Raw genomic sequence first — 26,046 nt, 5'->3', positions numbered from 1 at the left:
GCTGAAAATAAGTAATTAAAAAAATATCCCCTTCCAGGATCAAGGACACTTTCGATGCATAATTATCAGAAAATTTATTATTTTTTAACAACTATAAACTACAGTTCACTTTTTTTCCAGCATTATTTTTATAAATTTAATAATTATTTTTACCGAGCATTCATTTCTAGTTGTTTAAAAAGGTTCTAAAAGCCCTTCCTTCAAGGCCTTTAGAACCAACATCATGTATTACAGCTTTCTTATACTCTCTACGACCACATCAAGTATACGCTGAAGATCCTCTTGAATAATATTAAGTGGTGGTGATAGTGTCAGAACATTATTAAAGCCCGCTACTGTTGCCCCATTTTTCCCAATGATCACCCCTTGTTCTTTGCATGTGGCAATAACAGCATTTACCTTCTCCACTGGTAAAGGTTCTTTGGAGACTTTATCTACTACTAATTCAATCCCAATTAATAAACCTCTGCCCCGCACATCTCCTACATTCGTATGATCCTGTAAATTTTCTTGCAATATTTGTAATGTAGCCTTCCCCATTTCCTTGGAGCGGTCGAACAACACTTCTTGCTCTAGAATCTCAATATTTTTTAATGCAACTGCACATGCTACTGGAGAGCCGCCAAAAGTATTGACATGGCGGAAATAGCCATAGGCATCTGTGCCAGTGAAAGCCTCATAAATCTCACGCTTTACGGCAGTTGCTGATAATGGTAAGTATGCGCTCGTAATCCCTTTAGCCATTGTAATAATATCTGGTTTCACACCATAATTCATAAATCCAAATGGCTTGCCTGTTCGACCAAAGCCACAAATAACTTCATCCACTATCATTAAAGCTCCATGCTTTTTGCACACTTCCTCTATGCCTTTTAAATAGTTTTCGGGAGGCATGATGACACCGCCACCTGTAATAATTGGCTCTAAAATCATGGCTGCAATCGTATCACTCAGTTCCCATGTCATCGTTTTATCGACAGCCCTTACGCTCGCTAAATCTAATGGCGCAACAGCATCATCTTCATGTTCACGATATTGATCAGGCGGTGCAACATGGATAAAGCCGGGAGATAGTGGCTCGTATTTATATTTCCGTTCCGCTTGCCCTGTTGCTGCTAATGCCCCAAAGGAATTTCCATGGTAGGCGCGGTAGCGAGAGACAATCTTATAGCGGGAGCTTTGCCCTTTTTGCTGGTGATATTGTCGCGCTATTTTAAAAGCTGTTTCATTCGCTTCTGATCCGCTATTAGAGAAGAAAATAACGTACTCCCCACCAAGCAAGTCATTTAGTTTTTCAGCTAGCTGTACGGCTGGTAAATGTCCCTGCGATAATGGTGCATAGGCATTTTTCATCATTTGCTCATGTGCGGCATCTGCCAGTTCCTTACGTCCATAACCGACATTTACACACCATAGCCCAGCCATGGCATCAATATATTCGACGCCATCCGTATCTATTATTCTTGCACCATCTGATTTTTCCACTACATATGTTGCTTGTGGATTGTAGGGTTTCATTGAATGCCATACATATTGCTCATCCTTTGTTAAAACATCACTTTTAAGATTGGTCTGTGTCATTGCTGAACACCCTCTCATTTATTTTTTAGTAGGTTAGCTTTTTGTTGCATCGTTATTACTTGGGAAGGCAAAGGAGCTTGTTGCATCTTCAGTTTCATCCGGCCAACGCTCCGAGATTGTTTTCGCCTTTGTAAAGAATCTCGCTTGATCTGGACCAAACATATACCCTTCACCAAACTTAGAACGCTTCCACCCGCCGAAATTATGGTAGCCGACAGGAATTGGAATTGGTACGTTAACCCCTACCATGCCCACTTCAATCTCTTCTTGGAATTTACGAGCTGCTGCACCACTGCTTGTAAACATCGTTACACCATTACCAAGTTCATGGTCATTAATTAAATCAATAGCTTCTTGTAATGTCTCCACGCGCACTACTATACGTGCTGGACCAAAGACCTCCTCTTTAAAGATGGTCATATCAGGCGTAATATTATTGAGGAGTGTTGGCCCAATATAAAAACCATTAGATGTTTCACATACTTTAGGGTTTCGTCCGTCAATGACAAGATTTGCCCCTTCAGTAACAGCACCATCAATATAGCTGATAATCGTTTCTTTCGATTGTTGGGTAATAACTGGGCCGAAATCGACATCTTCTTCTGTATAAGGACCTACCTTTAGCTGTGAAATCTTATGCTTCAATATGTCTGTAAAACGTTGCTCTGTATCTTGACCAACAACAAGCGCTCCAGAAATCGCCATACAGCGCTGTGATGCTGCCCCGTACGCCGCACCTAAAAAGGCGTTCGCAGTTTGTTCCAAGTTGGCATCTGGCATAACAATCATAAAGTTCTTACCACCACCAAAAGCAGCCACACGTTTATTATGCTTTGTTCCCGTTTGATAAATATATTCGGCTACTGGCGTAGAGCCTACAAAGGAAATGGCTTGAATCTCTTTGTTTTCTAGAAGCTCATTGACCGCTTCTTTATCGCCATTCACTACTGTCCAAATACCATCAGGAAGTCCCGCCTCTTTCCATAATTGACTTAAAAATAATGCAGAATGAGGAACACGTTCAGATGGTTTTAAAATAACAGCATTCCCTACTGCCACAGCCATACTTGTAATAGCTAAAGGGACCATAACAGGGAAATTAAAAGGCGCAATCGTTGCCACTACACCGAGTGGTGATTTGGCAGAAAAAGCATTAATATTGCCACCTACATTGACGGAATACTCCCCTTTTAGCAATTGTGGGGCACTAATCGCCATATCTACCGATTCAATCCCTCGAATAATTTCGCCCTTGGCATCCTCTTTAGTTTTCCCGCTTTCCTGACAAATCACTTCAATAAGTTCTTCCTGTTTTGTTACTAACAATTGACGGAATCGATGTAAAACCTCAACCCTCTTCCCAATGGACACCTTTTTCCATGCAGGAAAGGCTTCCTTAGCATGTTGAATGGCCTGCTGTACTTCGTCTTTTGAAGCAAGTGGGACTCTCGCTATCGTTTCACCTGTTGTTGGATTATACACATCTGAAAATCTTCCACTAGTACCAGCTACCTCTTCCCCCTTGATAAAATGTGTTAGCGTTTTCATTTTTTGTTGTACTGTCATCATTTAACCTCTCCTTACATGGGATTATTGTTCAAAATCAAATTCGTCTTTGCTAAAAATAGAGCTTGATTCATCGACCTGTTTTATCACCTTATTCCTTTGCGTAAGTAAATAAAAAATCATTACCACAGCAACGACAACACATGTAAATAGAATTTGTGAGCGCATAGACTCAATAAAGAACATGGCTATTAATAAGGCAGTTGTAGCTACTATTGTGAAATACGTTAGATACGGGAATAGCCACATCTTCACCTTTAATAGCTCAGGATTTTCGCGTTCAATCTTTCTACGCATTCTCAATTGTGAAAAGGCGATAATTAAATAAAGAATTAAAGTAATAGCACTACAAGAGCTTAGTAAAAACATAAATACTTTATCTGGTGAAACATAATTCATAATAACGGCAATATAAGAGAAAAATGTTGCGGCTAAAATAGCATTCACAGGTGCACCATTTTTATTTAATTTCAAAAAGGCTTTTGGTGCCTCGCCCTTCTCTGCTAAAGAAAATACCATTCGTGATGTTGCATAAAGTGCAGAATTTAAACACGATAACACAGCTGTTAAAACAACAAAATTCATGATTTGTGCGGCGGCAGGAATACCAATATAATCTAACACTGCTACATAAGGACTTGTTAAAATATCAGAGGAGTGCCAAGGCAATAACGTCACAACAACAGTTATTGAACCCACATAGAAAATTAAAATGCGCCAAGTAATCGAATTGGTAGCTTTTGTTACAGCTGCTAACGGTTCGTCTGACTCACCAGCAGCGATAGCGACAATCTCTGTCCCCATAAAGGAAAAAATAACAATGACAACACCCATTAGTACAGCGCCAAAGCCGTTTGGTAAAAATCCACCCTGCTCAACTAGATTTGTCAGACCGACAGCGTTAAAGTTTGGGGCTATACCAAAAATAATGAACGCGCCTAAACCTAAAAAAACTACTATACTTGCAACCTTAATAAGAGAAAACCAATATTCAAATTCGCCAAAGGCTTTTACAGAAAGAACATTTGTTAAAGTAAGTGCTACGGTTAAAAGTAAACTTAAGAGCCATAAAGGAATTCCGTCATACCAATATTGAATAATGGCCGCTGCTGCCGTCGCCTCTAATGCAATAGCTATGACCCAGAAAAACCAATACAGCCAGCCAATCATAAAGCCTGCCCATGGACCAATTGCTTCATGGGCATAATGTGCAAACGACCCACTCGTTGGATTGACAGCCGCCATCTCACCTAGCATACGCATCACTAAGATGACGATAATTCCTGCAAATATATACGATAAAATTGCTCCTGGACCCGCCAAGTTAATGACTGAGCCACTGCCCATAAATAAGCCAGCCCCAATTACACCCGCTATTGCGATCATCGTCATATGCCGTTTCTTTAATCCTCTTTGTAAATGCGTTTGTTGCTCCATATCTGACACCTCTTTTATTAGATTGGATTATCGCTTACAAAAATCTTACATGTTTCATATCGTTGAAGTAATAGACAAACTGTAAATTTCTATACAATTGTTTTAAACATAATGTAAAATAGACTAAATATTCTTAAAATATTACTTTATTCAGTTTTCTAGCTATTTAATAACACTAAACAGCAATATATAGATACAACAGTCATAGAAGATGTTTCAAAAGGAGGAGCTATATTGAGCCAATTCCAACTTAAAGTACTTCATGTGTTAGAAAATAAATACTTTCAGAATGCAGAGGTAGTTGCAGGTCATGAGGGGTTATTAAGAATCGTAAAGTGGGCACATGTTCTTGAAATAGTCCATGTAGATAATTTTTTAGTTGGAGAAGAGCTGGTGTTAACGACGGGGATCAGTCTTCAACATGGCATTGAAGATTTTATGACGTTTATTGAATCCTTAATTGAAAAAAATTGTGCTGCCCTTTGTATTGAGTATGGCTCTTCTATTCAAGCAGTTCCAGAAGCAATACTTGCTATTGCAAATCGTCATCAGTTCCCGATTATTGTTTTTCATGAAGCGGTTCCTTTTGTTCGCATTACACAGGATTTACACAGTCAAATTATTAATCAGCAATATTTAATGGTTTCGACACTAGAATCCTACTCACAAACTTTAAATAAAAATACGGTCTTAGGACAAAACACGGATGATATTTTACAAAATATGTATAACGAATTGAAAACACAAATTATGTTTTCCATTAAGGGACGGGAACCTATCTTTTTTCCTAACATGACAAAAAGTAACCGTCAGCAATTATTAGCTTTGAATAAATATGCTCAGCAATTTAAACATGAGCCCATCTTTATTTTTGATCAACATTATGCAGATTTAACGATTTTTCGTGAAGATGGCCTATTCTCAGAGTTTGAATTATTAATTTTAGACCGTACAGCAACAGCATTAGCGCAATTATTAATGCGAGAGTTCTATATTGAGGAGAAAAAGAATATTGAGGACGCTTCGATTTTAGCTGATTGGATCGACCAAAAACTGAACAAGGAGGAAATCTATAAATTTATCGTTTCTCACTATACTAACTATTCACAATCTAGTGGGGCTGTCTTTGTTTTGGCCACTCCCAATACAGTAATGAAAGCGCAGGAGGATATTGTCTATAGTAAACTTTATTATCGTAATCTCTTTGAACAGCATGGCTTTATCCCATTTTTATTCGAAAGAAAAAGCTATGTCATTTTTATTTTACTTCATACAAAAGATTGTCGAGCGATTCGAGAAATACTAAATAGCATCTTTACCTCACTGCCCAAAACTGATTTTTATAAAAAACAGCAAACTCAAGGGTTTCAAATAGCGGTTGGTAAAGTTGTAGCTGATGTACAAGAAATCTCCAAAAGCTATCAAACTGCATTAGAAACATTATATATTTGCCGCAAAGTGCAAACTTCCTCGTTCTTTTATGATGATTTGCATTTGTATCATTTAATCTATAAATTACAAATGCAGGTGAATTTAAAGGAGGTTATAAACGACTATTTACAGCCAGTTATTGAGTACGATGAAAAATATAACAGCAAGCTTCTTGAAACCTTACAAGTCTATTTACAATCAAACGGCTCCAAGCAGCAAACGGCTAACCAATTGTTTATCGTTCGTCAAACACTGTATCACCGCTTAAAAAAGCTTGAAAGTTTACTCGGAGAAAATTTCATGAAGGGTCATAATCGCATCACACTGGAATTTATGCTCCTTGCAAACTCCTTAATCGATGACAAGAGTTAAAAAATAGGCACGTTCAAGAGCTCTCCCCCTTCAACGTGCCATCTCATTATCCTTTCACCACAACAGCTTGATAAAGTCCTGGTCGACGATCATCGTATACAGGAATTCTTCCACGTACTTCATCAACTATGGAGAAATCCACATCAATTACTGCTACTTCCTCGTCTTCAGCACCAACCCAAAGCACTTCACCCCACGGCTGAATAATCATCGATTGCCCATTAAAGTTTTCTACTTTTCTCGAAATACGGTTAACTGCTATAACAAAGCATTGGTTTTCAATCGCTCGCGCTTGCAGCAATGTTTTCCAATGATCAATTCTAGGCGTCGGCCATTGAGCTGGTACAAACAGCACCTTCGCTCCTTGGAGGGCATGCGCACGTAACCATTCAGGGAAACGAATATCATAGCAAATGACACCAGCCGCCTCAATAGGTCCTAGCGCGAATCGATTCATATCATCTCCAGCTTCTAAGTAAAGATGCTCGTCCATTAAACGGAAAAGATGGGCTTTGTTATATTCCCCAACAAGTAATCCATTGTTATCAAATGTATACATCGTATTGTAAAACTTGTCGTCCTTTTTTATTGAAACGGAGCCACCGACAATATGTACACTAAGCTCCTTCGCTAAGTTAGCTAAAAATGCCTTTGTACGCTCACCGTTAACATCCGCCAATTCTGGTAGCTTCTCTAGTGCGTAGCCCGTATTCCACATTTCTGGAAGCACAATAATTTCTGCCCCTAGTTTTGCGGCTTCACGAATCTTGTCCTCTGCCCGTATAAAATTTTCTTCTACTTTGCCGAAGCCAACGTTTAACTGAATACAACCGATTTTCATATTCATTCCTCCTCTAGACAATTAACAAAAAAAGTACTACTATTTGCTTCATATTCTTCAATAATAATTATTATATTCTGAAAAAGGTGATCATGCATGGAATTCTCTAAAAAACTACAGCAATTACCCACTCAATTTTTTGCAGCGCTTGTCCAAAAAGTAAACAATGCCCTGGAAGAAGGTCGTGATGTGATTAATCTCGGGCAAGGAAATCCCGACCAACCTACGCCTACTCATATCATTCAAGCATTGCAGGAAGCAGCTGAAAATCCTCAAAACCACAAATATTCACCTTTTCGTGGTATCGCCGAATTACGTCAAGCGGCTGCCGACTTTTATAAACGGGAATATGATGTGGAGATTGATCCTGATACTGAAGTAGCGATTCTTGGTGGCACAAAAATTGGTCTTGTTGAGCTACCTTTGGCTGTGTTAAATCCAGGCGATACTATGCTATTACCAGACCCGGGCTATCCAGACTACTTATCTGGTGTTGTATTAGGTGATGTTAATTTTGAAGTGATGCCACTTTTTGCTGAAAATAATTTCTTACCTGATTATGATGCCCTATCTAAAGAAGTTAAGGAGAAAGCAAAGTTACTTTACTTAAATTACCCAAATAATCCTACGGGTGGTACAGCTACACTTGAATTTTTTGAAGAAACCATTCGTTTTGCTAAAGAGCATAATATCATCGTATCACATGATTTTGCTTATGGTGCAATTGGATTTGATGGCAATAAACCTATTAGTTTCTTACAGGCCAATGGTGCAAAAGAAGTTGGAATCGAAATGTACACATTATCAAAGACTTATAATATGGCAGGTTGGCGCATAGGCTTTGCTGTTGGTAATGCTGATTTGATTGCCGCGATTAATCTTATTCAAGATCATTTGTTTTGTAGTCAATTCCCTGCTATTCAACAAGCAGCAGCTGTTGCCCTTACATCTTCACAGGAATGTGCAGATGAGCTAAGAGCTACCTATGAGCGTCGTCGAAATGTTCTAATCGAAGAAGCTCATAGAATCGGATGGCAAGTAACGGCACCAAAGGGCACCTTCTTTGCCTGGCTCTCTGTCCCATTAGGTTTTACTAGTGAACAATTTGCCGATATTTTGCTCGACAAAGCTGATATTGCGGTAGCCGCAGGAAATGGCTTTGGTCAATATGGGGAAGGCTATGTGCGCATTGGCTTGCTTGTAAGCGAGGAACGGTTACGAGAAGCCATGCATAGAATTGAGCAATTAAAATTATTTTAAACATGGAACAAAATGGAGTCCTGTAGCTTTCACTAGCTACAGGACTTACTATTTTTCAATTTTCCTTGGAAGATCTAACCCATGTTCTAATGGATAAAATTGTACGTGACCTGTTTCATCATCCAACTGACGGATATGCTGAATGCCTTGAACTTCTGCCAGCACTACATCTGCTGTTATGACGATATTTCCGCCCTTTATAAAATGACCGCCTGAAACCACTCCCCATTGATCGCTCATGGAACCATGGAAATGCGTTTCATATTGTGCATCACGCTTACAAACAACTCCTGAACCTTGGATAAACTCGAGTGGCCCCTCTTTCTCAACCACATCACTAAATCGAACTTTAATGTGGGAAGTTTCATCAGGTACTAAATAAACAAAGCTACTTTTTTGAAAACTACCAATACAACTAATAATGGTTGCTGATTCAATTTTATTCTCTTCACAAAGTGCCTCAATTCCTTCAATGATGTCTGTTCCCATGAGAAGACGTGCACTAATCACCTTACCAAATGAACCTATGCCATAATTAACTCTTACGGACAATCTTCTCCCTCCTTCACGACAAAATATTATAACAATATAAAAAATTTCAAAAATATTTATTGACTTACTATACCCTATAAATTATATTAGTTCTATCGGAAATACAAAAATATAATATGAATCTCTTATCAAGAGTAGCTGAGGGACTGGCCCTATGAAGCTCGGCAACCTCCTTTTATAAAGGAAGGTGCTAAATCCTGCAAACGAAATTCGTTTGATAGATAAGAGAGGACTTTTTTCATGAGCCTCTCTTAATTTGTAAGAGAGTTTTTTTTATTTTCAAAAACCGATAAAACAATTTTTGGAGGTAGTTTTCATGAAGAAGAAAAATAAATTTTTAGTAGGTTTAGCAAGTCTTACATTAGTAGCAGCACTAGCGGGCTGTGGCTCTAAAGATGATAGCAAAGGAAAAGGCGAAGCTATCGATGAAAATAAAATTGTTGTGGGTGTCACTTCAGGACCTCATGAGCAAATTGCAGAGGTAGCTGCTAAAGTTGCAAAGGAAAAAGGTCTAGAAGTAGAACTAAAATCATTTTCTGATTATGTTTTACCAAATACATCCTTAGCAGAAGGAGATCTTGATGCAAACAGCTATCAGCATAAGCCTTTCCTGGATACATTTAATAAAGATCACGATACAGATTTAGTACCGGTTGGCAAAACAATTTTAAATCCAATGGGTATTTACTCTGAAAAATATAAATCATTGGATGATGTTCCTGAAGGCGCAACATTTGGCTTACCGAATGACCCAACAAATGGAGCGCGTGCTCTCTTTGTTTTACAAGAGGCAGGCTATATTAAATTAAAAGATGGAGCGGACTTAACAGCATCTGTTCGTGACGTGGAAGAAAACAAAAAGAATTTAAAATTCATAGAATTAGAAGCTGCACAAATTCCTAAGCAGCTTAGTGAAGTAGATGTAGCTGCTATTAATACTAACTTTGCGCTGGAAGCTGGCATTAATCCGCAAGAGGACTCTATTCTTTTAGAATCTACTGACTCTCCATATGTGAACTACATTGTCGTTCGTGCAGAAAATGAAAACGACCCAACGATTAAAAAGTTCATTGAGGCTTATCAATCTGATGAAGTACGCCAATTCATTGAAGAGGAATTCAAAGGTTCTGTAATCCCTAGCTGGTAATACGTGCGATAAGCTAAAGAATCTGCCAAATTTCCACTATGGAAACCACGCAGATTCTTGCTTTTTAGAAGTTAAGAAAGGAGCAATCAATCTGATGATTCAATTACAAAATATTTCAAAAGAATATAAGACAAAAAAAGGCAGTATTAAGGCTGTGGATGGAATCAATCTTCATGTAAAAAAAGGGCAAATTCATGGTGTAATTGGGTATAGTGGTGCCGGTAAAAGTACGCTGATTCGTTGTGTTAATTTACTAGAGCGTCCTTCAGCAGGCAAAGTCTTGATTGACAATGTGGATATTACTACCCTTTCACTTCATGACTTACGTCAAACACGACAAAAGATTGGTATGATTTTTCAACATTTTAATCTCTTAAAGACAGCAACTGTTTATAACAATATTGCAGTTCCCTTAAAGCTACTTGGTTATAACGAAACAGAAGTCAAAAATCGTGTGGCTAAATATGCCGAAATTGTAGGTTTAACAGAAAAGCTAGATAGCTATCCTAATCAGCTTTCAGGTGGACAAAAGCAACGTGTCGCAATTGCACGCGCTCTAGCGCAAGAGCCAGAAATTTTACTTAGTGATGAAGCAACAAGTGCGCTTGATCCTGAGACTACAGAGGCTATTCTTGAACTATTGTTAAAAATTAATCGTGAATTAGGAATTACAATCCTACTGATTACACATGAAATGAATGTCATTCAGAAAATTTGTGATGAGGTATCTGTTCTAGAGGCAGGGAAAGTAGTTGAATTTGGTACGGCTATTGAGCTCTTTGCAAAACCACAACACCCTACTACAAGAAAGTTCTTAAGTACTATTTCACAACGTAACTTAACTCCTTCTCTTATTGAGCAGTTAAATGTTTCAGGTAGCGTCATTCGTTTAACATTTCTTGGAGAAAGTACTGGTAAGCCATTATTAGCTGAAGTGAGCAAAGTATATGATGTACAACCAAACATTTTAACAGCCAATATTATTGAATTAAAAAACGGCATTGTTGGTAATATTGTGGTGCATTTAAACGGAGAGCCCAACATTGTTCAAAAGGCGCTAACCTATTTTGCAGAGAATGGCGTTACTGTGGAAGAGTTAGGAGGAGAGATCCATGAATAATTTCTTTAATGATTGGTCAGAGGTTATTGGCAAAGCAATTATCGAAACATTTCAAATGGTCGGAATTTCATTATTCTTTTCGATTTTAATTGGAATACCTTTAGGCCTTTTAATTGTTTTAACACGACCTGGTCAATCCTTTGAAAATAAATTTTTCTATCAATTTTTTAATCTAGTCATCAATATTATCCGTTCAGTGCCATTCATCATCTTACTATTCTTCATTTTACCTTTTACAAAGGTTATCGTCGGTACAACGATTGGCGTTAAAGGCGTTATTGTTCCGCTTGTAGTTTATACGGCTCCTTATATTGCACGACTGATGGAGTCAGCGCTTTTAGAAGTTGATTCGGGCGTTGTCGAAGCCTACACAGCTATGGGTATTAAACGTCGCCATATCATTTGGCATGTATTATTACGCGAAGCACGCCCATCCATTATTTTAGGCTTAACAATCGCTACAATTGGATTGATTGGCGCAACAGCAATGGCGGGAATGGTTGGTGCTGGCGGATTAGGTGACCTAGCTTACCGTTATGGTCATTTACGCTATGAGGTAGATGTCATGTATGCAACGGTGTTTATTTTAATCATCCTTGTACAAAGCATACAATCCATAGGTAACCGCATTTCAGCCAAATTGAAGAAAGACTAGGAGGAGGATATCCATGTCAACTGAGATTTATGTAGAAAAAAACGGCTATATCGCAACGCTAGTGTTAAACCGTCCTGACAAACGAAATTCTTTATCGACGACAATGTTCCAAGCGATCATAGACGAGCTAGAACAGTTACGTACAGATATGTCTATCAAGCTATTAATTGTGCGCGGTGTCAATGAAGTCGCCTTTTCCTCAGGTGCTGATATTAGTGAGTTTTTAGATATTCGTTATGCTGCGGATAATGCTAAAGCCTATAATGATCTAGCTTTAAAGGCTATTGATGCCCTCTATAAATTCCCACATCCTACGATTGCCATGATTCAGGGCTTAGCGATTGGCGGCGGCTTAGAGTTAGCCAATGCTTGTGACTTTAGATTGGCGACACCAAAGAGTAAGCTTGGCATTACCGCTGCCAACATTGGGATTGTCTATAATCTTGAAAGCACTAAACGTCTTATTAATATTGTTGGTGTCGCGAAGGCTAAAGAGATTTTATACACAGCAAACATTTTTACAGCAGAGGAAGGCAAAAGCATTGGTTTGATTACTGCCCTTCATGAGCCGCAGGAAATTGAAAATGCCACTATGCAATTTGCTGAGCATCTTTTAAGTAAATCATCTATTGCCAATGCAGGTAGTAAAAAAATAATTCAAGCTATCGTGGATGGAGAAAATGCAGAGAGTGATGAGCTGGCTCAATTGATTCTCGATTCATTTAGTTCTGATGATTATAACGAAGGTATTCAAGCTTTTTTAAATAAAAGAAAGCCTATTTTCAATAAATAAGTGAGGTAGTAACGATGACAAATACAACTGATGGTGACCTACTCTTAAAAAATATCACTGCCCAAGCCCCCTTCCCCATTTGCTTTGCTGATTTAGAAAAAGCAGTAGCGGAAAAAATTCCAGCTGGGCCATTCGGCTACATTCGCTCAGGTGCTGGCGGTGAACAAACATTACGTAATAATCGTTCAGCTTTTGAAAAATACTCCATTGTTCCCCGCTTCTTAAATGATGTTTCAAACGTTCATACAACCATTAATTTGTTCGGGAAAACATACCCAACGCCATTGCTCTTTGCCCCTGTCGGCATGAACGGAATGGTTCACGAGGAAGGTGAACTTGCCGCTGTACGCGCTGCCCAGCAATTAAATATGCCATATATTCAAAGCACAGTCTCCACCTATGCACTCGAAGATGTTGCCGAAGCTGCCCCTTCAGCAACAAAATGGTTTCAATTGTATTGGTCTACAAATGAAGAAATTGCATTTAGTATGGCCGCACGAGCAGAGTCAGCAGGCTTTGAAGCTATTGTTTTAACAGTCGATACAGTAATGCTTGGATGGCGAGAAGAAGATGTACGCAATCAATTTTCACCATTAAAGCTAGGCTACGCAAAAGGAAATTACATAAATGATCCTGTCTTTATGGCTTCTTTGCCTAATGATTCATTTGAATCGTATGTACAAGGCGTCTTGCAAAATGTCTTCCACCCTACACTCAATTGGGAACATGTTCGTGAATTAAAACGGCGTACAAATCTTCCTATATTACTAAAGGGAATTTTACATCCTGAAGATGCAAAGCTAGCCCTTGAAAATGGGATTGACGGTATTATCGTATCGAACCATGGCGGCCGACAATTAGATGGTGTTATTGGTTCACTTGATGCCCTTCCCCCCATCGTGAGTGCTGTCAATGGACAAATCCCTATTATTTTAGATAGTGGTGTATATCGCGGGATGGATGCCTTAAAAGCACTTGCTTTAGGAGCAGATGCTGTAGCAATTGGGCGTCCCTTCGTCTATGGCCTAGCCCTTGAGGGACAACAAGGTGCCGAAAAAGTAATGACAAATATCTATGATGAATTAAAGGTTTCCATTGCACTAGCAGGGACAACCTCCGTTGAAGGGTTACGTACGATTACATTAGTCAAAAATGATGGGACTGAGGTTAAATGAAACAGGCATTAGAGGGATTAAAAGTTGTTGATTTATCACAAGTATTAGCGGGCCCTTATTGCACAATGGTCTTAGCGGATATGGGCGCAGAAGTTATTAAAATCGAGAAATATCCAAATGGAGACGACACCCGAGCAATGGGCCCGTTCATTCATGAAGAAAGTCATATGTATATGATGGTTAATCGCAATAAAAAGGGTGTATGTCTAAATTTAAAAACGCCAGAGGGCTTGGCTTTATTCAAAGAGCTTATCCAATCTGTTGATGTGCTTGTGGAAAACTATAGACCAGGTGTTACGAAAAAGCTAGGGATTGATTATGATACTTTAAAAACCCTTAATCCTGGACTCATTTACTGCTCTATTTCTGGCTATGGACAAACGGGTCCTTATAGCCAGAAAGGTGGCTATGATATTATGGCACAGGGTCTAAGTGGCTTAATGCATATGACTGGTGAACCACAGGGCCGACCTGTAAAAGTTGGCTTTGCAGTCAATGATATTGCCGCTGCCCAAACGGCCTTACAATCTATTTTAATGGCCTATATTTATAAGCTGCGCAGTGGTGAGGGGCAATATATCGATGTTTCTTTAGTAGAGTCTGGGCTTGCTTGGACTGTTTGGGAGGCCGCTGCCTACTTTGGTCAGGGCGAATTACCCGAGCGAACAGGAACTGCCCATCGAGTTTCCGCACCGTATCAAGGCTTTAAAACACAGGATGACTATATTTTAATAGGTGCTGGCAATCAAAAGCTATGGGAAATTTTTGCGACAAAAGTTGTCAAACGACCTGATTGGTTAGACAATCCCCTCTTTATTACTAACTATTCACGTGCTCAGCATGTAAAGGCGTTAGAGGCAGAAATTGAAAGTGAATTAGCGAAACATCCAGCAACCTACTGGCTGGAGCTTTTAGATGAACACGGCGTACCATCCAGCCCTATCTATTCCTATGACCAAACCTTAAATGATCCCCATATTTTAGAGCGTGGCATGGTCTTGTCCTATGACCATCCAACTGCTGGGCCCATGAGAACACTAGGTTTCCCAGCAAAATTCTCACACACGCCGGGTCAATTAACTAGTGCAGCGCCAACTTTAGGACAGCATAATGAAGAAATTTTGCAGGCATTAAACATCACTGATCATGAAGTCCAGCAGCTAAAAAAAGCGAATGTAATACGCTCAAAATAAGAAGCCCTTTATTTTGACGAGCTATCGATCACTTTGGGCGGGCTACCCGTCACTTTCCTTAGGCTATCCGCCACTTTGCCGCGCTATCCGTCACTCTGCTCAGGCTATCCGTCACTCTGCTCTGGCTATCCGTCACTTTACTCTGGCTATCCGCCACTTTGCTCGCGCTATCCGTCACTCTGCTCGAGCTATCCGTCACTCTGCTCGAGCTATCCGTCACTCTGCTCGAGCTATCCGTCACTCTGCTCAGGCTATCCGGTATTTTGCCCGCGCTATCCGTCACTTTACTAAGGCTATCTGTCACTCTGCTCGAGCTATCCGTCACTTCATAGAATTTGATTGGAAAGAAGCACCCGTTTTCATTGTAAGCAAAAAGGCTACTTCCACAACGGAGGTAGCCTTTTCGTATTATTGAATTACACCTAATTCACGACCAACTTTCTCGTAAATGGCTAACGCATCATCAAGCATTTCTTTTGTATGAGCTGCTGTTGGCATATTACGAACGCGACCTGTGCCTTTAGGAACGGTTGGGAATACGATTGATTTTGCATAAACGCCTTCTTCAAATAAGCGTTTTGAAAATTCTTGTGTCAGCTTTTCATCTCCAATAATACAAGGAGTAATTGGTGTTTCTGATTCACCAATATTAAAGCCAAGCTTCGCTAATCCCGCTTTTAAATAGTTACCATTATCCCACAGTTTATCGTGAAGCTCTGTAGAATCAATTAGCATTTGTACAGCAGCTGTAATGGCTGCCACATCACCTGGTGGTAAAGCTGTTGAGAACAAGAATGGACGTGAACGAACTTTTAACCAATCAATTAAGTTCTTCTTCCCAGCTACATAGCCACCCACGACACCAATTGCTTTTGATAGTGTACCAATTTGGAAATCAATCTCTTTTTCTAGTCCAAAGTGCTTCACAGTTCCTTTGCCTTTACCTGTTACACCTGAACCATGTGCATCATCAACATAAGTAATTAAATCAAATTCCTTGGCGATTTCCACAATTTCTGGCAATTTAGCAATATCGCCATCCATTGAGAATACACCATCCGTAATAACCATCACTTTATTGTATAATCCAGATTCTTTTGCCGCTTTTGCCTTAGCACGTAAATCATCCATATCTGAGTGATTAAACGGAATGATTTTCGCCTTTGATAAACGACAACCGTCAATAATAGAGGCATGGTTTAATTGATCAGAAAGAATTGCATCGTTTTTATCCATAACAGCAGAAATAGCTGCCATATTACAATTAAAGCCAGATTGATAAGAAATAGCTGCTTCTGTTCCTTTAAATTCAGCAAGCTTTTCCTCTAATTTAACGTGTAAGTCAAGCGTCCCGTTAATAGTACGTACAGCACCTGCTCCAACACCGTATTTTTCAATCGTTTCTTTGGCAATACGCTTTAATTCTTCATTAGTTGCTAAGCCTAGATAATTGTTAGAAGATAAGTTAACAAGATTTTTGCCACGTACCTGAATAATCGGGCCATTCGCACCCTCTACTGGATCAATTTCATTGTATAAGCCTTGTTCATGTAAGGCTTGTAGGTTTTCGTCTAAAAATGCATTCAATACTTTTGACAAGCGTATCATCCTTTCCTAGGAAAACAGTTCTAGCTCCTAGTTTAGCACAAGCAAGCCTTTAGCTAAATTATTTTGTTAATCTTTCGAATAATGACGCTGTTTTTTCTCGCCATAAAGAGGCGGATAGGCAATGATCCAATAAACGTCGCACTGTATATTCTGCTTCTGCATAACGCTTTGAATAGCCCATCGCATCTTGCATGGCTTCTTTATAGCATTCTCGTACTTCCGCTATTGCTAATTCCGCCTCTTTCGTAAGCGCACAATGTTGCCCAATATCAAATATCTTATCGCCTAATCGACCATCCTGTGGATCAAAAATATGAGGTTCCGTACTATCAAAAATACAGAAATTTAGTTCTGGGATAATGACCATATCGACAGATCCTGCATCTAAGCCACACCATACAATTTGGGCATCCAGTCCTCTTGCATTCGCCTCATCTGCTAAGCCTTTCATCAAGGAGGATTTGCCCGTACCCGGTTTGCCTTTAATCATTAATCTTGTCGATATATTTTTTGTGATGCTTTCAACTGTATTTTCTGCCCCTCTAGGCGTTAACGTTCCAAGTAAACGATGTGTTCGTTCGCCCGTTTTATTTAAAACTATAGATTGGAAGACTTCCGATTTTAAATTTTCCACCTGTTCATTTAATGCCTGCCAATTCATGCAGCTTTGCGTCACAACCTCCCAATCATCGTGCAGCTTGATAGCATGGTTTAGCTTGGCAATACATTTATCACGCCAAGCTGTACGTTCCTGTACTGCATTTGCCAGTTGCTCTCCAACTTTCTCAAGCTGAGCATCCTCCAAGCAATCATAAAAAGACATAACACGATGCTTCGTCCCAAGTAATGTTGGCTCTATATCCCATTCTGATGCCCAGACATACAGTCTATTACAACCCTTTACATAAACAGCCTCGACTACTTCCTCTAATAACGCGTGCTTAAACCATTCGACAGCAAAGCCTTGTTTAACATAAAAATAACCCAGCTCCTTCAACAGCTCTGATCCTTTAGATGTAGAGGCACCTTGTAAAAAATAAACTAGCTCCGCTTCCTCCATCATTTCTTTATATAAATGTTTCACACCTTGCCCAGTCAATGCGTGTCCAAAATAATACGTCACATTTCCGTTCAAATGTCGTTCCTCCTTTTGTTTCTGCCTTGCATTATATGAAGGAACACTAAAAAAGATGAAAAGCTACCCCTATCCTTAACAGATAAAAGTAGCTTTATAGTTTAATAAAAAGGTCTCATGTCTTCTATATGGCCAATACATTTCATTAATACTTTGCGGCAATAAGGTAATGAATATTGCACAATATATCCTGAGGTTAATGCAATTAATACTGTTCCTACTCCAACTGGCCCACCTAGTAGCCACCCTACAATGGTCACTAGAACTTCGATGCCCATTCTCGCAGTTTTAATAGATCCGCCAAATTTTTCGACGAGTATCATCATTAATGTATCACGAGGGCCTGCTCCCATATTTGGAGCAATATACATACCACAGCCAAAGCTTAAGACAAATAAACCAATAATAAAATATGTAATTTGTAGACCATATACATCTGTTGAAGGCAATAACCAGTTAAATACATCGATGAATGAACCGATTAGTAGCATGTTCAGCCATGTACCAATTTTGGGCCATGTTCGTAAAACAATCGATGTTGATGCGACAATAAAAAGACCCGTTAATATAGACCATGTACCAATCGTTAATCCGAAGTTTTGAAATAATCCTACATGCAAGACATCCCAAGGACTTGTTCCAACTATTTTCCCTTTTATGGACATCGTAATTCCCAGTGACATCACAATCAAGCCACCAATAAAAAATGTCCAGCGCCACCCCATTATTTTGCGCATTTCCTAGCCCTCTCTCTATGTTTGATAATGCTCTTACTGTATCATATTTTCTGAAAATATCGTGAAATCGTGTTTATGAATGGAAGGATAAATGACCGTATTCTATGAAAATAAAAAACTACCCGATTTTACTAATGGGTAGTTGTAATTGGCGCAAGCTGGGCCTTTGTAATATTCTTCAAATCATTAAGCTGAACATGCATTTGCATGCCTATTTTTCCTGCACTTACAATGATACTGCCTTGTTGTTGAGCAGTTTCATCGATTACCGTAGGATATAATTTTTTCATGCCTACCGGCGAGCATCCACCACGGACATATCCTGTATAACTAAGTAAATCTTTTACAGGTAGCATATCAATCTTCTTTTCTCCAACTACCTTTGCGGCAGCCTTTAAATCCAGTTCGTCAGCCACTGGAATAACAAATACAAAGAGCTTGTGGGCACTTGCCCTTGCTACTAATGTTTTAAAAACACGAGCAACCGGCTGCCCAATTTTTTCGGCAACAGACACACCGTCCACTTGACCGTCGCCAATTTCATATTCAATCACATCGAATTGGATTTTTTGCTGCTCTAATAATCTTATCGCATTTGTTTTGGCATGCTTTGCCTTCGCCATAACCGTAATCTCCTATCTACAACATTAGGCTATCAAAGAGAACATAGAATCATTGCCTGGACGATAGCCATTTTTCGTCATTTGAACATGTGCTGCATACTTTTCAGTTGCCTGTTTGAAGGCTCTCAATTTTAAAGCAGCGTCATGGCTCTTACCGAAAATTGTATCTGCAAATGGGTCCAATTTCAATTCCTTTGAGAAACGTTCAGGAACCTTTACTGTAGTCACTTCATTGTCAAAAGGTTGGTTTTGTTCATCTATTGCGTCAACGGTAGAGTTGGCTTCATGTAAAATATGCTGAATTTGAGCATCCACGTTTTCTGCTAAACGTATATCTTGAGCAGAAGGCTTTGACGGTGATAATGCTGCATTTCGCACCTGCTCTAAAACCTGTAATGTATCATTCATATCTGGATTATTTACAACAGGTGATCCGTCATGATGACCAATTGCCCATTTATAAGCTTGCTCATGTGCATGAACATTCTTTGAAGTTTGCTGTAAATCTTCCATAATGGCCTGCTGTTGGGGTGTTACTACTTCTGCATCTTCTTGTTGTTGCTCATATAAATCTTGATCTGTGCGTCCTAATAGTAGGTTTTCAAGCTCAAGCAATAATGGATTTTTCTTTGGTTGAAAATACATTGCATTTTTTCGATATGCATCTCCCGCTTCTTTGCGCTGCAAGAACTTTTTTCGATTAAATGGTGATGATAATCTATCTTGCTCCATTGAATTATATATTTTCATAGTTTTCACCTCATCCTTCTATCTTCATATGCTATTTTGTTACTAGATATGAACATTTTTTATCACTATATCTATTCCTTCGAAACAGCTTCTGTACACTTATTATCGGAATTTTCATTATTAAATTCAAGCATAAATGACTACTAACCACCTAAAGGGGTACAAATTAATATCATTTTTAGATATAAATACCTAATTCCAAAGGATATATGCTTCAGTCCTTTAGTACTTTCATTTCGATTTCAATAAAATTTACTACCATTCGCACAAAATAAATAGTGTTAATAAATAAAAAAAACAGCCTCTATATAAACCGGCTGCTTTCCTATTTTTTCGGTGTAATCAATAGACCCTTATAAGCTAAATAACCGAGCCATGCACCAATAGTATTTAAAATTAAATCATCAATATCCGCAGATCCTACTGTAAAAATAAATTGGATCGTTTCCACACTAAGGCTGGCAAAAAAGCCTAAGCAAAGTATAACGCCTGCTTTGCGGAATCTCTTCGATAGTAATGGCAGTAAAAAGCCCATAGGGGTGAAAATTAATAAATTACCAAGTAAGTTAATAATTATCGTATCCCAATTAAAATATTGAGAGTAGTTTATATAACGGAAAATCGTTTCAAAGGGTATAAAATTAGTAGTTAATCGCCAACTACTGTAATCAAACAGCCCTAAGTCACCGACGGAATAATCACCTTCCCATAACACAACGACTACATTAACTAAACGATCGATGACCAATTTATAAAAAGCCAAACAAGAATAGATGCTAAATAACATCCAACCCACTATTTTTATTGGTAAATAATATGTATCAATAACATCTCGATATGGTAATGGGAGCTTGGCATTACCTTGAACATCCGTTATGTTGTTTTTTGACATGCTAAACACCCGCTTCCCTTTATTCCTTCCCATATTTTAATATGCTCCTTAAGACCATGCAAGTAGCTGTTAACTATTTATCGACTAAAAAGGGCTGCCTCCTGAAAGAGAGACAGCCTTCCCATAAGTATTTATACTGGATTTACCCCATGCTTACGTTGTGAGAAAAGTAAGTATTTTGACATGTAAAGCTCTAAACGATTTTCAAGCACCTTCCGTAAATCATTTGGCTCAATTACATCATCAATAATTAATTCTGATGCTAATCGATACACATCAATTTCTTCTTGGTACTCTTTTCGTTTTTCAGCTATAAAGCTTGCTTGCTCCTCTTTCGGAAGCTCGGCAATTTTATTTGCATAAACTGCATTGACTGCAGCTTCTGGACCCATTACTGCAATTTGAGCATTTGATAATGCGATACAGCAGTCTGGCTCAAAGGCAGGACCAGCCATGGCATATAAGCCAGCACCATATGCTTTACGAACAATTACCGTTAGCTTTGGAACAGTTGCTTCACTCATTGCAAAGATCATTTTTGCGCCATGACGGATAATACCAGCTTTTTCGACCTGTGTGCCGATCATAAAGCCTGGAACATCCGCCAAGAATAGAAGGGGTATATTGAAAGCATCACAAAGAGAAATGAACTTGGCCGCTTTATCAGCAGAATCGTGGAATAATACGCCTCCCTTAACGCGAGGTTGATTCGCGATAATCCCTACTGATTGCCCCTTAATACGTGCAAGACCAGTAATTAATTCCGGTGCGAATAATTTCTTCACTTCACAAAACGAATCTTCATCAATGATACGTTCAATTAACTTATACATATCAAAAGGAACGTTTTGGTTTTGTGGTATCAATTCCTCAATCGATTTATCGAATGTAGCTGGTGGTTTAGGTGCCTCTACTTTGCACCGTTCTGCATAGTTATTAGGGAAATAGCTTAAATATTTACGAGCATAGGCAATGGCCTCTTGTTCTGTTTTGGCTAGCACATCTCCACAACCGGAAACTGAACAGTGCATTTTTGCGCCACCCATCGTTTCTAAATCTACTTTCTCTCCAATAACCATTTCAGCCATACGAGGAGATCCTAAATACATAGATGCGTTCCCTTCAACCATGACAACGATATCACAAAATGCAGGGATGTAGGCACCACCTGCCGCAGACGGTCCGAATAGTAGACAAATTTGTGGTACTTTACCTGATAACTTGACTTGGTTGTAGAAAATGCGACCCGCGCCCCTTCTACCTGGGAACATTTCTAGCTGATCTGTAATACGTGCACCTGCTGAATCAACTAAATATAGTAACGGACAGTTAAGTTTTTCTGCAGTTTCTTGAATACGGATCATCTTTTCAACCGTACGCTTTCCCCATGACCCTGCTTTAATCGTTGAGTCATTAGCTAAAACACAAACGGTACGACCATGAATTTTACCAATTCCTGTGACAACACCATCAGCAGGTAAATCGCCTGCCAAACAATTTGCATAAAGGCCATCCTCTGATTGAAGACCATCATCTAATAATAATTCAAGACGTTCACGTACAAATAGCTTCCCTTGCTGTGCATTTTTGTCATGATATTTTGGTAAACCACCAGAAAGAATTTTACCTTTCATTGTAGGTGGCGTGTTTTCTGTTGAAATATTGCTCATGTTTAATTCCTCCCTTTGCCCATTCAATTACGCCAAATTATTTTTTAGCGCCCCTATTCCCCTTTGTCAATGCGCCAAAAAATCAATGAGAATGCGCTTAGATTTCCGTCAGTGTGATTAATCTGATTGGATTCTTTCTTTATTTTCCTGAATATTGTGGTGCTCGCTTCTCTTGGAAGGCTAGTAGCCCCTCTAATCGGTCCTCTGTAGGGATCAGTGCACTATATGCAAGTGACTCAATTTTTAAACCAGTAGCTAAATCTACCTCAACACCCTGATTCATAGCCACTTTAGCCTGTACTAGCGATAATGGTGCATTTTTTGCCATTTCTAGAGCAAGCTGCTGTGCCCTTTCCATTATCTCATGTGCCTCATGAACATATTCAACGATGCCATAATTTTTAGCTTCCTCAGCATTTAAGCGACGCGCTGTATAAATTAATTCCTTTGCCTTCCCAAGACCAATTAGTCGAGGAAGTCGTTGCGTTCCTCCTGCCCCCGGAATAATACCGAGAGAGGTTTCAGTGAGACCTAACTTAACATGTGCTGCTGCGACACGTAAATCGCAAGCTAAAGCTAATTCTAGACCGCCACCAAAGGCTACTCCATTTAGCACCGCAATGACAGGCTGAGCGAGTGTCTCCACTTTTGCCACTGTGGCACCAATCAACTGTACGATTTGCTTCACTTGTCGATCGGACATACCTTTGCGTTCTTTTAAATCAGCCCCAGCACAGAATGCTTTTTCTCCAGCACCTGTTAGTAAGACTACTCGCACTGTCGGATCTCCGTTGATTTGATCAAGCGTATCAGATAGCTCTCGCAGTAACTGTACAGACATCGCGTTCGCAGCCTCTGGTCTTAAAAGGGTAATAAGTCCAATACTTCCCTCCAGTAATTCAAAGCGAACAAGTTGAGTCATAATGGATTCGCACTCCTTTCATTACGGACAATCGCCATTTGCTTTGAAGCTACAGCTTTGCCTAATTTCTGTTCAATAAAGAGTGCAGCCTCTAATATTTTTTGTCGATCTACACCGGTTTGAATGCCCATTTCATCAAATAAATATAATAAATCTTCGGTGGCTACATTACCTGAAGCCCCCTTGGCATATGGACAGCCACCTAGACCGCCAAGCGCACTATCAAATTTGGTTACGCCCATCTCTAAAGATTTCATAATGTTAGCCAGCGCCGTGCCACGTGTATCATGAAAATGCATAGCAAAATTATTTGCGGAATATCTTTTTAATAGTTCCTCTAAAAGATGCTCAACTTGAGTGGGTACACCAACGCCAATCGTGTCACCAAGTGAGATCTCTGTTACACCCATTTCCAATAATTTATCTGTAACACGCAGTACTTTATCAGGATGTATATATCCTTCATAGGGACAGCCAAGAACTGTGGAGATATAGCCTCGAACCTTTTTCTTTGACGCTTTAGCTCCTAATACTACTTCCTCTAAAATAGGAAATGTTTCGTCTATGGTTTTGTTAATATTACTTTGGTTATGACTTTCACTAGCAGACATAAATATACTTACTTCATCTACTTCAGCCTGTAACGCCCTTTCTAGCCCTCGCATATTAGGTACAAGTGCTGCATAAGTAATATCCTTGTTCCTTTTAATGGCTTGAAGAACCTCGACAGCATCCGCCAACTGTGGAATCCATTTCGGATGTACAAATGAAGTCACCTCGATGTAATTTAATCCAGTTTGGCTTAACAAATTCACTAATTGTATTTTATCTGCTGTTGTAATATGTGTTTTTTCATTTTGTAAACCATCACGGGGACCGACTTCTTTCATTACGACATGCTTAGGTAGCTGCATTAAGAGGCCTCCTCTTATTCAATTTCTAAAATATCATCATCAACGTTAATGAAATCTCCTTCATTGGCGATAATTTTTGTTACCACGCCATCTTCTTCTGCTGCAATCGGAATTTCCATTTTCATTGATTCTAAAATTGCTACATCTTGACCTGCCGTTACTTTCTCACCTTCTGCTACGACGATTTTCCATACTGTACCTGCCATGCTTGCTTTTACTGTTGCCATCATCATTCACTCCTACTTTTAAATTAATTATGCATTCGCCCTCTATATGAAGGGCGAATGCTCTTCAATACTTACTTTGACTCTGCTAATTGTGGTAAATAAAATTGTTCGACAAATTTTGTAGTCGTATAGCCTTTTAAAAACTGTTCATGTGTAACAGTTTTTAGCAGCATCGGAATATTCGTTTGAATACCCTCCACTTTATATGCTTTCAGTGCTTGGATTAATCTTTCACAGGCAATGTCCCTTGTTTCTCCCCACACTACCAATTTACTAATCATTGGATCATAAAATGGTGTAACTGCTGAACCTGTCTCTACACCACACTCATGTCGAACCCCTTCGCCTGTTGGTAATTCTAGAGCTGTGATTGTACCAGGAGACGGGAAAAATGTAGAAGGATTTTCAGCGTATATACGCACTTCAATCGCATGACCCTGTTTCGTAATACTTTCTTTTGTATATGAAAGGGGTTGCTGTGCAGCGATTTTTAATTGCTCCTCTACTAAATCAAGTTTTGTAATTTCCTCTGTCACAGGATGCTCTACTTGTAATCTTGTATTCATTTCTAAGAAATAAAAGTTTTGATCCTCATCTACCAAATACTCAATCGTTCCAGCGTTGACATAGCCAATATGCTTCGCTGCCTTCACTGACGCTTCTAGCATCTTATCTCTTGTCTCCTGTGAAATGAATGGTGAGGGTGCTTCTTCTACTACTTTTTGATTTCTTCGTTGAATCGAACATTCACGTTCAAATAACGGAACCACATTGCCTTGATGATCGGCAATAATTTGTACTTCAACATGGTGAGGGTTAGCAATAAATCTCTCCATGTACATCGTGCCATCACCGAAAAATGACTGTGCACGTTTTTGATTTCCCTCAAATGCTTTTGCTAGCTCCTCTGTATTTTCAACAAGTTGCATACCGATACCGCCACCGCCTGCCGATGCCTTTAACATAATAGGATAGCCTAAACGTTCAGCGATTTCAGTAGCTTCTTCTGCATCCTTTACAGGTGTCTCTACACCCTCTACAATGGGAACACCTGCAGCTTTCATTGTTTTACGTGCCTCTAATTTACTTCCCATTGATGCAATAACATCAGCACTTGGTCCAATAAAAATTAGACCTTCCTCTTCACAGCGCTTTGCAAACTCTGTATTTTCTGATAGTAGTCCATAGCCAGGATGAACAGCCTCGACGCCATTTTCTAGTGCAATTTCTAGAATACGTTCTATATTTAAATAGCTTTGTGCTACAGGTGGTTTCCCTACACAGTACGCCTCATCTGCATCCTTCACATGTAAGCTTTCAGCATCTGCCTCAGAATAAATAGCAACCGTATGAATATTTAGGCGCCTGCATGTTCTGATAATACGTCTAGCAATCTCCCCACGATTTGCAATTAATACTTTATTGAACATATTCACTGCCCCTCC

At 39.2% G+C, this 26,046-nt stretch carries 25 protein-coding genes and 1 riboswitch; of the genes, 9 read left to right on the top strand and 16 right to left on the bottom strand.

Translation table 11 applies throughout. The annotated features are described in order from the left end of the window. Positions 1-228 precede the first annotated feature (228 nt). From MKX57_RS02215 to MKX57_RS02205, 3 genes are read right to left on the bottom strand one after another with little or no spacing between them, the layout of a single operon-like run. Positions 229-1,581, bottom strand: coding sequence for an aspartate aminotransferase family protein (locus tag MKX57_RS02215; protein ID WP_342550717.1), 1,353 nt, complete (start codon positions 1,579-1,581; stop codon positions 229-231). Between the two features lie 33 nt (positions 1,582-1,614). Then, positions 1,615-3,147 carry a CoA-acylating methylmalonate-semialdehyde dehydrogenase gene (locus MKX57_RS02210; RefSeq protein ID WP_043990114.1) on the bottom strand — a complete coding sequence of 511 codons (1,533 nt, stop codon included), beginning with the start codon at positions 3,145-3,147 and terminating at the stop codon, positions 1,615-1,617. A 24-nt stretch (positions 3,148-3,171) separates the two neighbouring features. Beyond that, on the bottom strand, positions 3,172-4,584 hold the full coding sequence (locus tag MKX57_RS02205; protein WP_090002467.1) for an amino acid permease: 1,413 nt from the start codon (positions 4,582-4,584) through the stop codon (positions 3,172-3,174). Between the two features lie 234 nt (positions 4,585-4,818). Between MKX57_RS02205 and MKX57_RS02200 the strand changes: the two genes are divergently transcribed. Then, entirely contained in the window at positions 4,819-6,387 is a 1,569-nt protein-coding gene (locus MKX57_RS02200; protein ID WP_008176083.1) for a PucR family transcriptional regulator, read from the top strand. Positions 6,388-6,433: 46 nt separating this feature from the next. Here MKX57_RS02200 and MKX57_RS02195 read toward each other — a convergent pair whose 3' ends face one another. Next, complete coding sequence (locus MKX57_RS02195; protein ID WP_342550716.1) at positions 6,434-7,228, bottom strand: carbon-nitrogen family hydrolase; 795 nt, start codon at positions 7,226-7,228, stop codon at positions 6,434-6,436. 96 nt (positions 7,229-7,324) lie between these two features. Between MKX57_RS02195 and MKX57_RS02190 the strand changes: the two genes are divergently transcribed. Beyond that, complete coding sequence (locus tag MKX57_RS02190; protein WP_008176088.1) at positions 7,325-8,488, top strand: pyridoxal phosphate-dependent aminotransferase; 1,164 nt, start codon at positions 7,325-7,327, stop codon at positions 8,486-8,488. A 48-nt stretch (positions 8,489-8,536) separates the two neighbouring features. Here the strand turns inward: MKX57_RS02190 and MKX57_RS02185 are convergent, their stop codons facing one another. Then, positions 8,537-9,040 (bottom strand): PPC domain-containing DNA-binding protein, encoded by a 504-nt coding sequence (locus MKX57_RS02185; RefSeq protein WP_089985976.1) that lies wholly within the window; start codon positions 9,038-9,040, stop codon positions 8,537-8,539. A 122-nt stretch (positions 9,041-9,162) separates the two neighbouring features. Continuing rightward, positions 9,163-9,268, top strand: a riboswitch (SAM riboswitch). An 88-nt stretch (positions 9,269-9,356) separates the two neighbouring features. Here MKX57_RS02185 and MKX57_RS02180 point away from each other — a divergent pair. From MKX57_RS02180 to MKX57_RS02150, 7 genes are all read left to right on the top strand, one after another. After that, complete coding sequence (locus MKX57_RS02180; RefSeq protein ID WP_089985975.1) at positions 9,357-10,187, top strand: MetQ/NlpA family ABC transporter substrate-binding protein; 831 nt, start codon at positions 9,357-9,359, stop codon at positions 10,185-10,187. Between the two features lie 94 nt (positions 10,188-10,281). Then, positions 10,282-11,307, top strand: a complete 1,026-nt coding sequence (locus MKX57_RS02175) for an ATP-binding cassette domain-containing protein (RefSeq protein WP_008176093.1) — start codon at positions 10,282-10,284, stop codon at positions 11,305-11,307. After that, positions 11,300-11,962 carry a methionine ABC transporter permease gene (locus MKX57_RS02170; protein WP_008176095.1) on the top strand — a complete coding sequence of 221 codons (663 nt, stop codon included), beginning with the start codon at positions 11,300-11,302 and terminating at the stop codon, positions 11,960-11,962. Before MKX57_RS02175 ends, MKX57_RS02170 begins: the two co-directional genes overlap by 8 nt. Positions 11,963-11,975: 13 nt before the next feature. Continuing rightward, entirely contained in the window at positions 11,976-12,755 is a 780-nt protein-coding gene (locus MKX57_RS02165) for an enoyl-CoA hydratase-related protein (protein WP_342550715.1), read from the top strand. Positions 12,756-12,769: 14 nt separating this feature from the next. After that, positions 12,770-13,930, top strand: coding sequence for an alpha-hydroxy acid oxidase (locus tag MKX57_RS02160; protein ID WP_043990080.1), 1,161 nt, complete (start codon positions 12,770-12,772; stop codon positions 13,928-13,930). After that, positions 13,927-15,123, top strand: coding sequence for a CoA transferase (locus MKX57_RS02155; protein ID WP_008176101.1), 1,197 nt, complete (start codon positions 13,927-13,929; stop codon positions 15,121-15,123). Before MKX57_RS02160 ends, MKX57_RS02155 begins: the two co-directional genes overlap by 4 nt. A 13-nt stretch (positions 15,124-15,136) precedes the next feature. Then, a complete protein-coding gene (locus MKX57_RS02150) occupies positions 15,137-15,538 on the top strand; it encodes a hypothetical protein (protein ID WP_342550714.1) in 402 nt (133 codons plus the stop codon). Here MKX57_RS02150 and MKX57_RS02145 read toward each other — a convergent pair. From MKX57_RS02145 to MKX57_RS02095, 11 genes are all read right to left on the bottom strand, one after another. Beyond that, a complete protein-coding gene (locus tag MKX57_RS02145; protein ID WP_008176104.1) occupies positions 15,532-16,731 on the bottom strand; it encodes a glycine C-acetyltransferase in 1,200 nt (399 codons plus the stop codon). The two genes, MKX57_RS02150 and MKX57_RS02145, sit on opposite strands and share 7 nt — an antisense overlap. Positions 16,732-16,789: 58 nt before the next feature. Continuing rightward, a complete protein-coding gene (locus MKX57_RS02140) occupies positions 16,790-17,866 on the bottom strand; it encodes a nucleotide kinase (protein WP_342550713.1) in 1,077 nt (358 codons plus the stop codon). A 101-nt stretch (positions 17,867-17,967) separates the two neighbouring features. After that, positions 17,968-18,603 (bottom strand): YitT family protein, encoded by a 636-nt coding sequence (locus MKX57_RS02135; protein ID WP_090002458.1) that lies wholly within the window; start codon positions 18,601-18,603, stop codon positions 17,968-17,970. 131 nt (positions 18,604-18,734) lie between these two features. Beyond that, positions 18,735-19,226, bottom strand: coding sequence for a Cys-tRNA(Pro) deacylase (ybaK, locus tag MKX57_RS02130; RefSeq protein ID WP_089985971.1), 492 nt, complete (start codon positions 19,224-19,226; stop codon positions 18,735-18,737). 24 nt (positions 19,227-19,250) lie between these two features. Then, positions 19,251-19,976, bottom strand: coding sequence for a hypothetical protein (locus MKX57_RS02125; protein WP_043990083.1), 726 nt, complete (start codon positions 19,974-19,976; stop codon positions 19,251-19,253). A gap of 325 nt (positions 19,977-20,301) precedes the next feature. Continuing rightward, positions 20,302-20,868 carry a VanZ family protein gene (locus MKX57_RS02120; protein WP_237068739.1) on the bottom strand — a complete coding sequence of 189 codons (567 nt, stop codon included), beginning with the start codon at positions 20,866-20,868 and terminating at the stop codon, positions 20,302-20,304. A 131-nt stretch (positions 20,869-20,999) separates the two neighbouring features. Then, a complete protein-coding gene (locus MKX57_RS02115; RefSeq protein ID WP_342531763.1) occupies positions 21,000-22,538 on the bottom strand; it encodes an acyl-CoA carboxylase subunit beta in 1,539 nt (512 codons plus the stop codon). A gap of 139 nt (positions 22,539-22,677) precedes the next feature. Continuing rightward, positions 22,678-23,460, bottom strand: coding sequence for an enoyl-CoA hydratase (locus tag MKX57_RS02110; RefSeq protein ID WP_090002456.1), 783 nt, complete (start codon positions 23,458-23,460; stop codon positions 22,678-22,680). Then, on the bottom strand, positions 23,457-24,374 hold the full coding sequence (locus MKX57_RS02105) for a hydroxymethylglutaryl-CoA lyase (RefSeq protein WP_008176118.1): 918 nt from the start codon (positions 24,372-24,374) through the stop codon (positions 23,457-23,459). Before MKX57_RS02105 ends, MKX57_RS02110 begins: the two co-directional genes overlap by 4 nt. A 14-nt stretch (positions 24,375-24,388) precedes the next feature. Beyond that, complete coding sequence (locus tag MKX57_RS02100; RefSeq protein WP_031418413.1) at positions 24,389-24,601, bottom strand: acetyl-CoA carboxylase biotin carboxyl carrier protein subunit; 213 nt, start codon at positions 24,599-24,601, stop codon at positions 24,389-24,391. A 71-nt stretch (positions 24,602-24,672) separates the two neighbouring features. Further along, complete coding sequence (locus MKX57_RS02095; protein ID WP_342531759.1) at positions 24,673-26,031, bottom strand: acetyl-CoA carboxylase biotin carboxylase subunit; 1,359 nt, start codon at positions 26,029-26,031, stop codon at positions 24,673-24,675. Between the last annotated feature and the right edge of the window lie 15 nt (positions 26,032-26,046).

The sequence above is a fragment of the Lysinibacillus sp. FSL M8-0216 genome (assembly GCF_038595555.1).
Taxonomy (GTDB): domain Bacteria; phylum Bacillota; class Bacilli; order Bacillales_A; family Planococcaceae; genus Lysinibacillus; species Lysinibacillus fusiformis.
This window is presented reverse-complemented; position numbering and strand designations above follow the sequence as displayed.

Excerpts from the sequence above, each read along its gene's own strand:
- MKX57_RS02215 (WP_342550717.1), bottom strand. The coding sequence starts at position 1,581 with ATGACACAGACCAATCTTAAAAGTGATGTTTTAACAAAGGATGAGCAA.
- MKX57_RS02210 (WP_043990114.1), bottom strand. The coding sequence starts at position 3,147 with ATGACAGTACAACAAAAAATGAAAACGCTAACACATTTTATCAAGGGG.
- MKX57_RS02205 (WP_090002467.1), bottom strand. The coding sequence starts at position 4,584 with ATGGAGCAACAAACGCATTTACAAAGAGGATTAAAGAAACGGCATATG.
- MKX57_RS02195 (WP_342550716.1), bottom strand. The coding sequence starts at position 7,228 with ATGAAAATCGGTTGTATTCAGTTAAACGTTGGCTTCGGCAAAGTAGAA.
- MKX57_RS02190 (WP_008176088.1), top strand. The coding sequence starts at position 7,325 with ATGGAATTCTCTAAAAAACTACAGCAATTACCCACTCAATTTTTTGCA.
- MKX57_RS02180 (WP_089985975.1), top strand. The coding sequence starts at position 9,357 with ATGAAGAAGAAAAATAAATTTTTAGTAGGTTTAGCAAGTCTTACATTA.
- MKX57_RS02175 (WP_008176093.1), top strand. The coding sequence starts at position 10,282 with ATGATTCAATTACAAAATATTTCAAAAGAATATAAGACAAAAAAAGGC.
- MKX57_RS02170 (WP_008176095.1), top strand. The coding sequence starts at position 11,300 with ATGAATAATTTCTTTAATGATTGGTCAGAGGTTATTGGCAAAGCAATT.
- MKX57_RS02165 (WP_342550715.1), top strand. The coding sequence starts at position 11,976 with ATGTCAACTGAGATTTATGTAGAAAAAAACGGCTATATCGCAACGCTA.
- MKX57_RS02160 (WP_043990080.1), top strand. The coding sequence starts at position 12,770 with ATGACAAATACAACTGATGGTGACCTACTCTTAAAAAATATCACTGCC.
- MKX57_RS02155 (WP_008176101.1), top strand. The coding sequence starts at position 13,927 with ATGAAACAGGCATTAGAGGGATTAAAAGTTGTTGATTTATCACAAGTA.
- MKX57_RS02145 (WP_008176104.1), bottom strand. The coding sequence starts at position 16,731 with ATGATACGCTTGTCAAAAGTATTGAATGCATTTTTAGACGAAAACCTA.
- MKX57_RS02135 (WP_090002458.1), bottom strand. The coding sequence starts at position 18,603 with ATGCGCAAAATAATGGGGTGGCGCTGGACATTTTTTATTGGTGGCTTG.
- ybaK (WP_089985971.1), bottom strand. The coding sequence starts at position 19,226 with ATGGCGAAGGCAAAGCATGCCAAAACAAATGCGATAAGATTATTAGAG.
- MKX57_RS02125 (WP_043990083.1), bottom strand. The coding sequence starts at position 19,976 with ATGAAAATATATAATTCAATGGAGCAAGATAGATTATCATCACCATTT.
- MKX57_RS02120 (WP_237068739.1), bottom strand. The coding sequence starts at position 20,868 with ATGTCAAAAAACAACATAACGGATGTTCAAGGTAATGCCAAGCTCCCA.
- MKX57_RS02115 (WP_342531763.1), bottom strand. The coding sequence starts at position 22,538 with ATGAGCAATATTTCAACAGAAAACACGCCACCTACAATGAAAGGTAAA.
- MKX57_RS02110 (WP_090002456.1), bottom strand. The coding sequence starts at position 23,460 with ATGACTCAACTTGTTCGCTTTGAATTACTGGAGGGAAGTATTGGACTT.
- MKX57_RS02105 (WP_008176118.1), bottom strand. The coding sequence starts at position 24,374 with ATGCAGCTACCTAAGCATGTCGTAATGAAAGAAGTCGGTCCCCGTGAT.
- MKX57_RS02100 (WP_031418413.1), bottom strand. The coding sequence starts at position 24,601 with ATGGCAACAGTAAAAGCAAGCATGGCAGGTACAGTATGGAAAATCGTC.
- MKX57_RS02095 (WP_342531759.1), bottom strand. The coding sequence starts at position 26,031 with ATGTTCAATAAAGTATTAATTGCAAATCGTGGGGAGATTGCTAGACGT.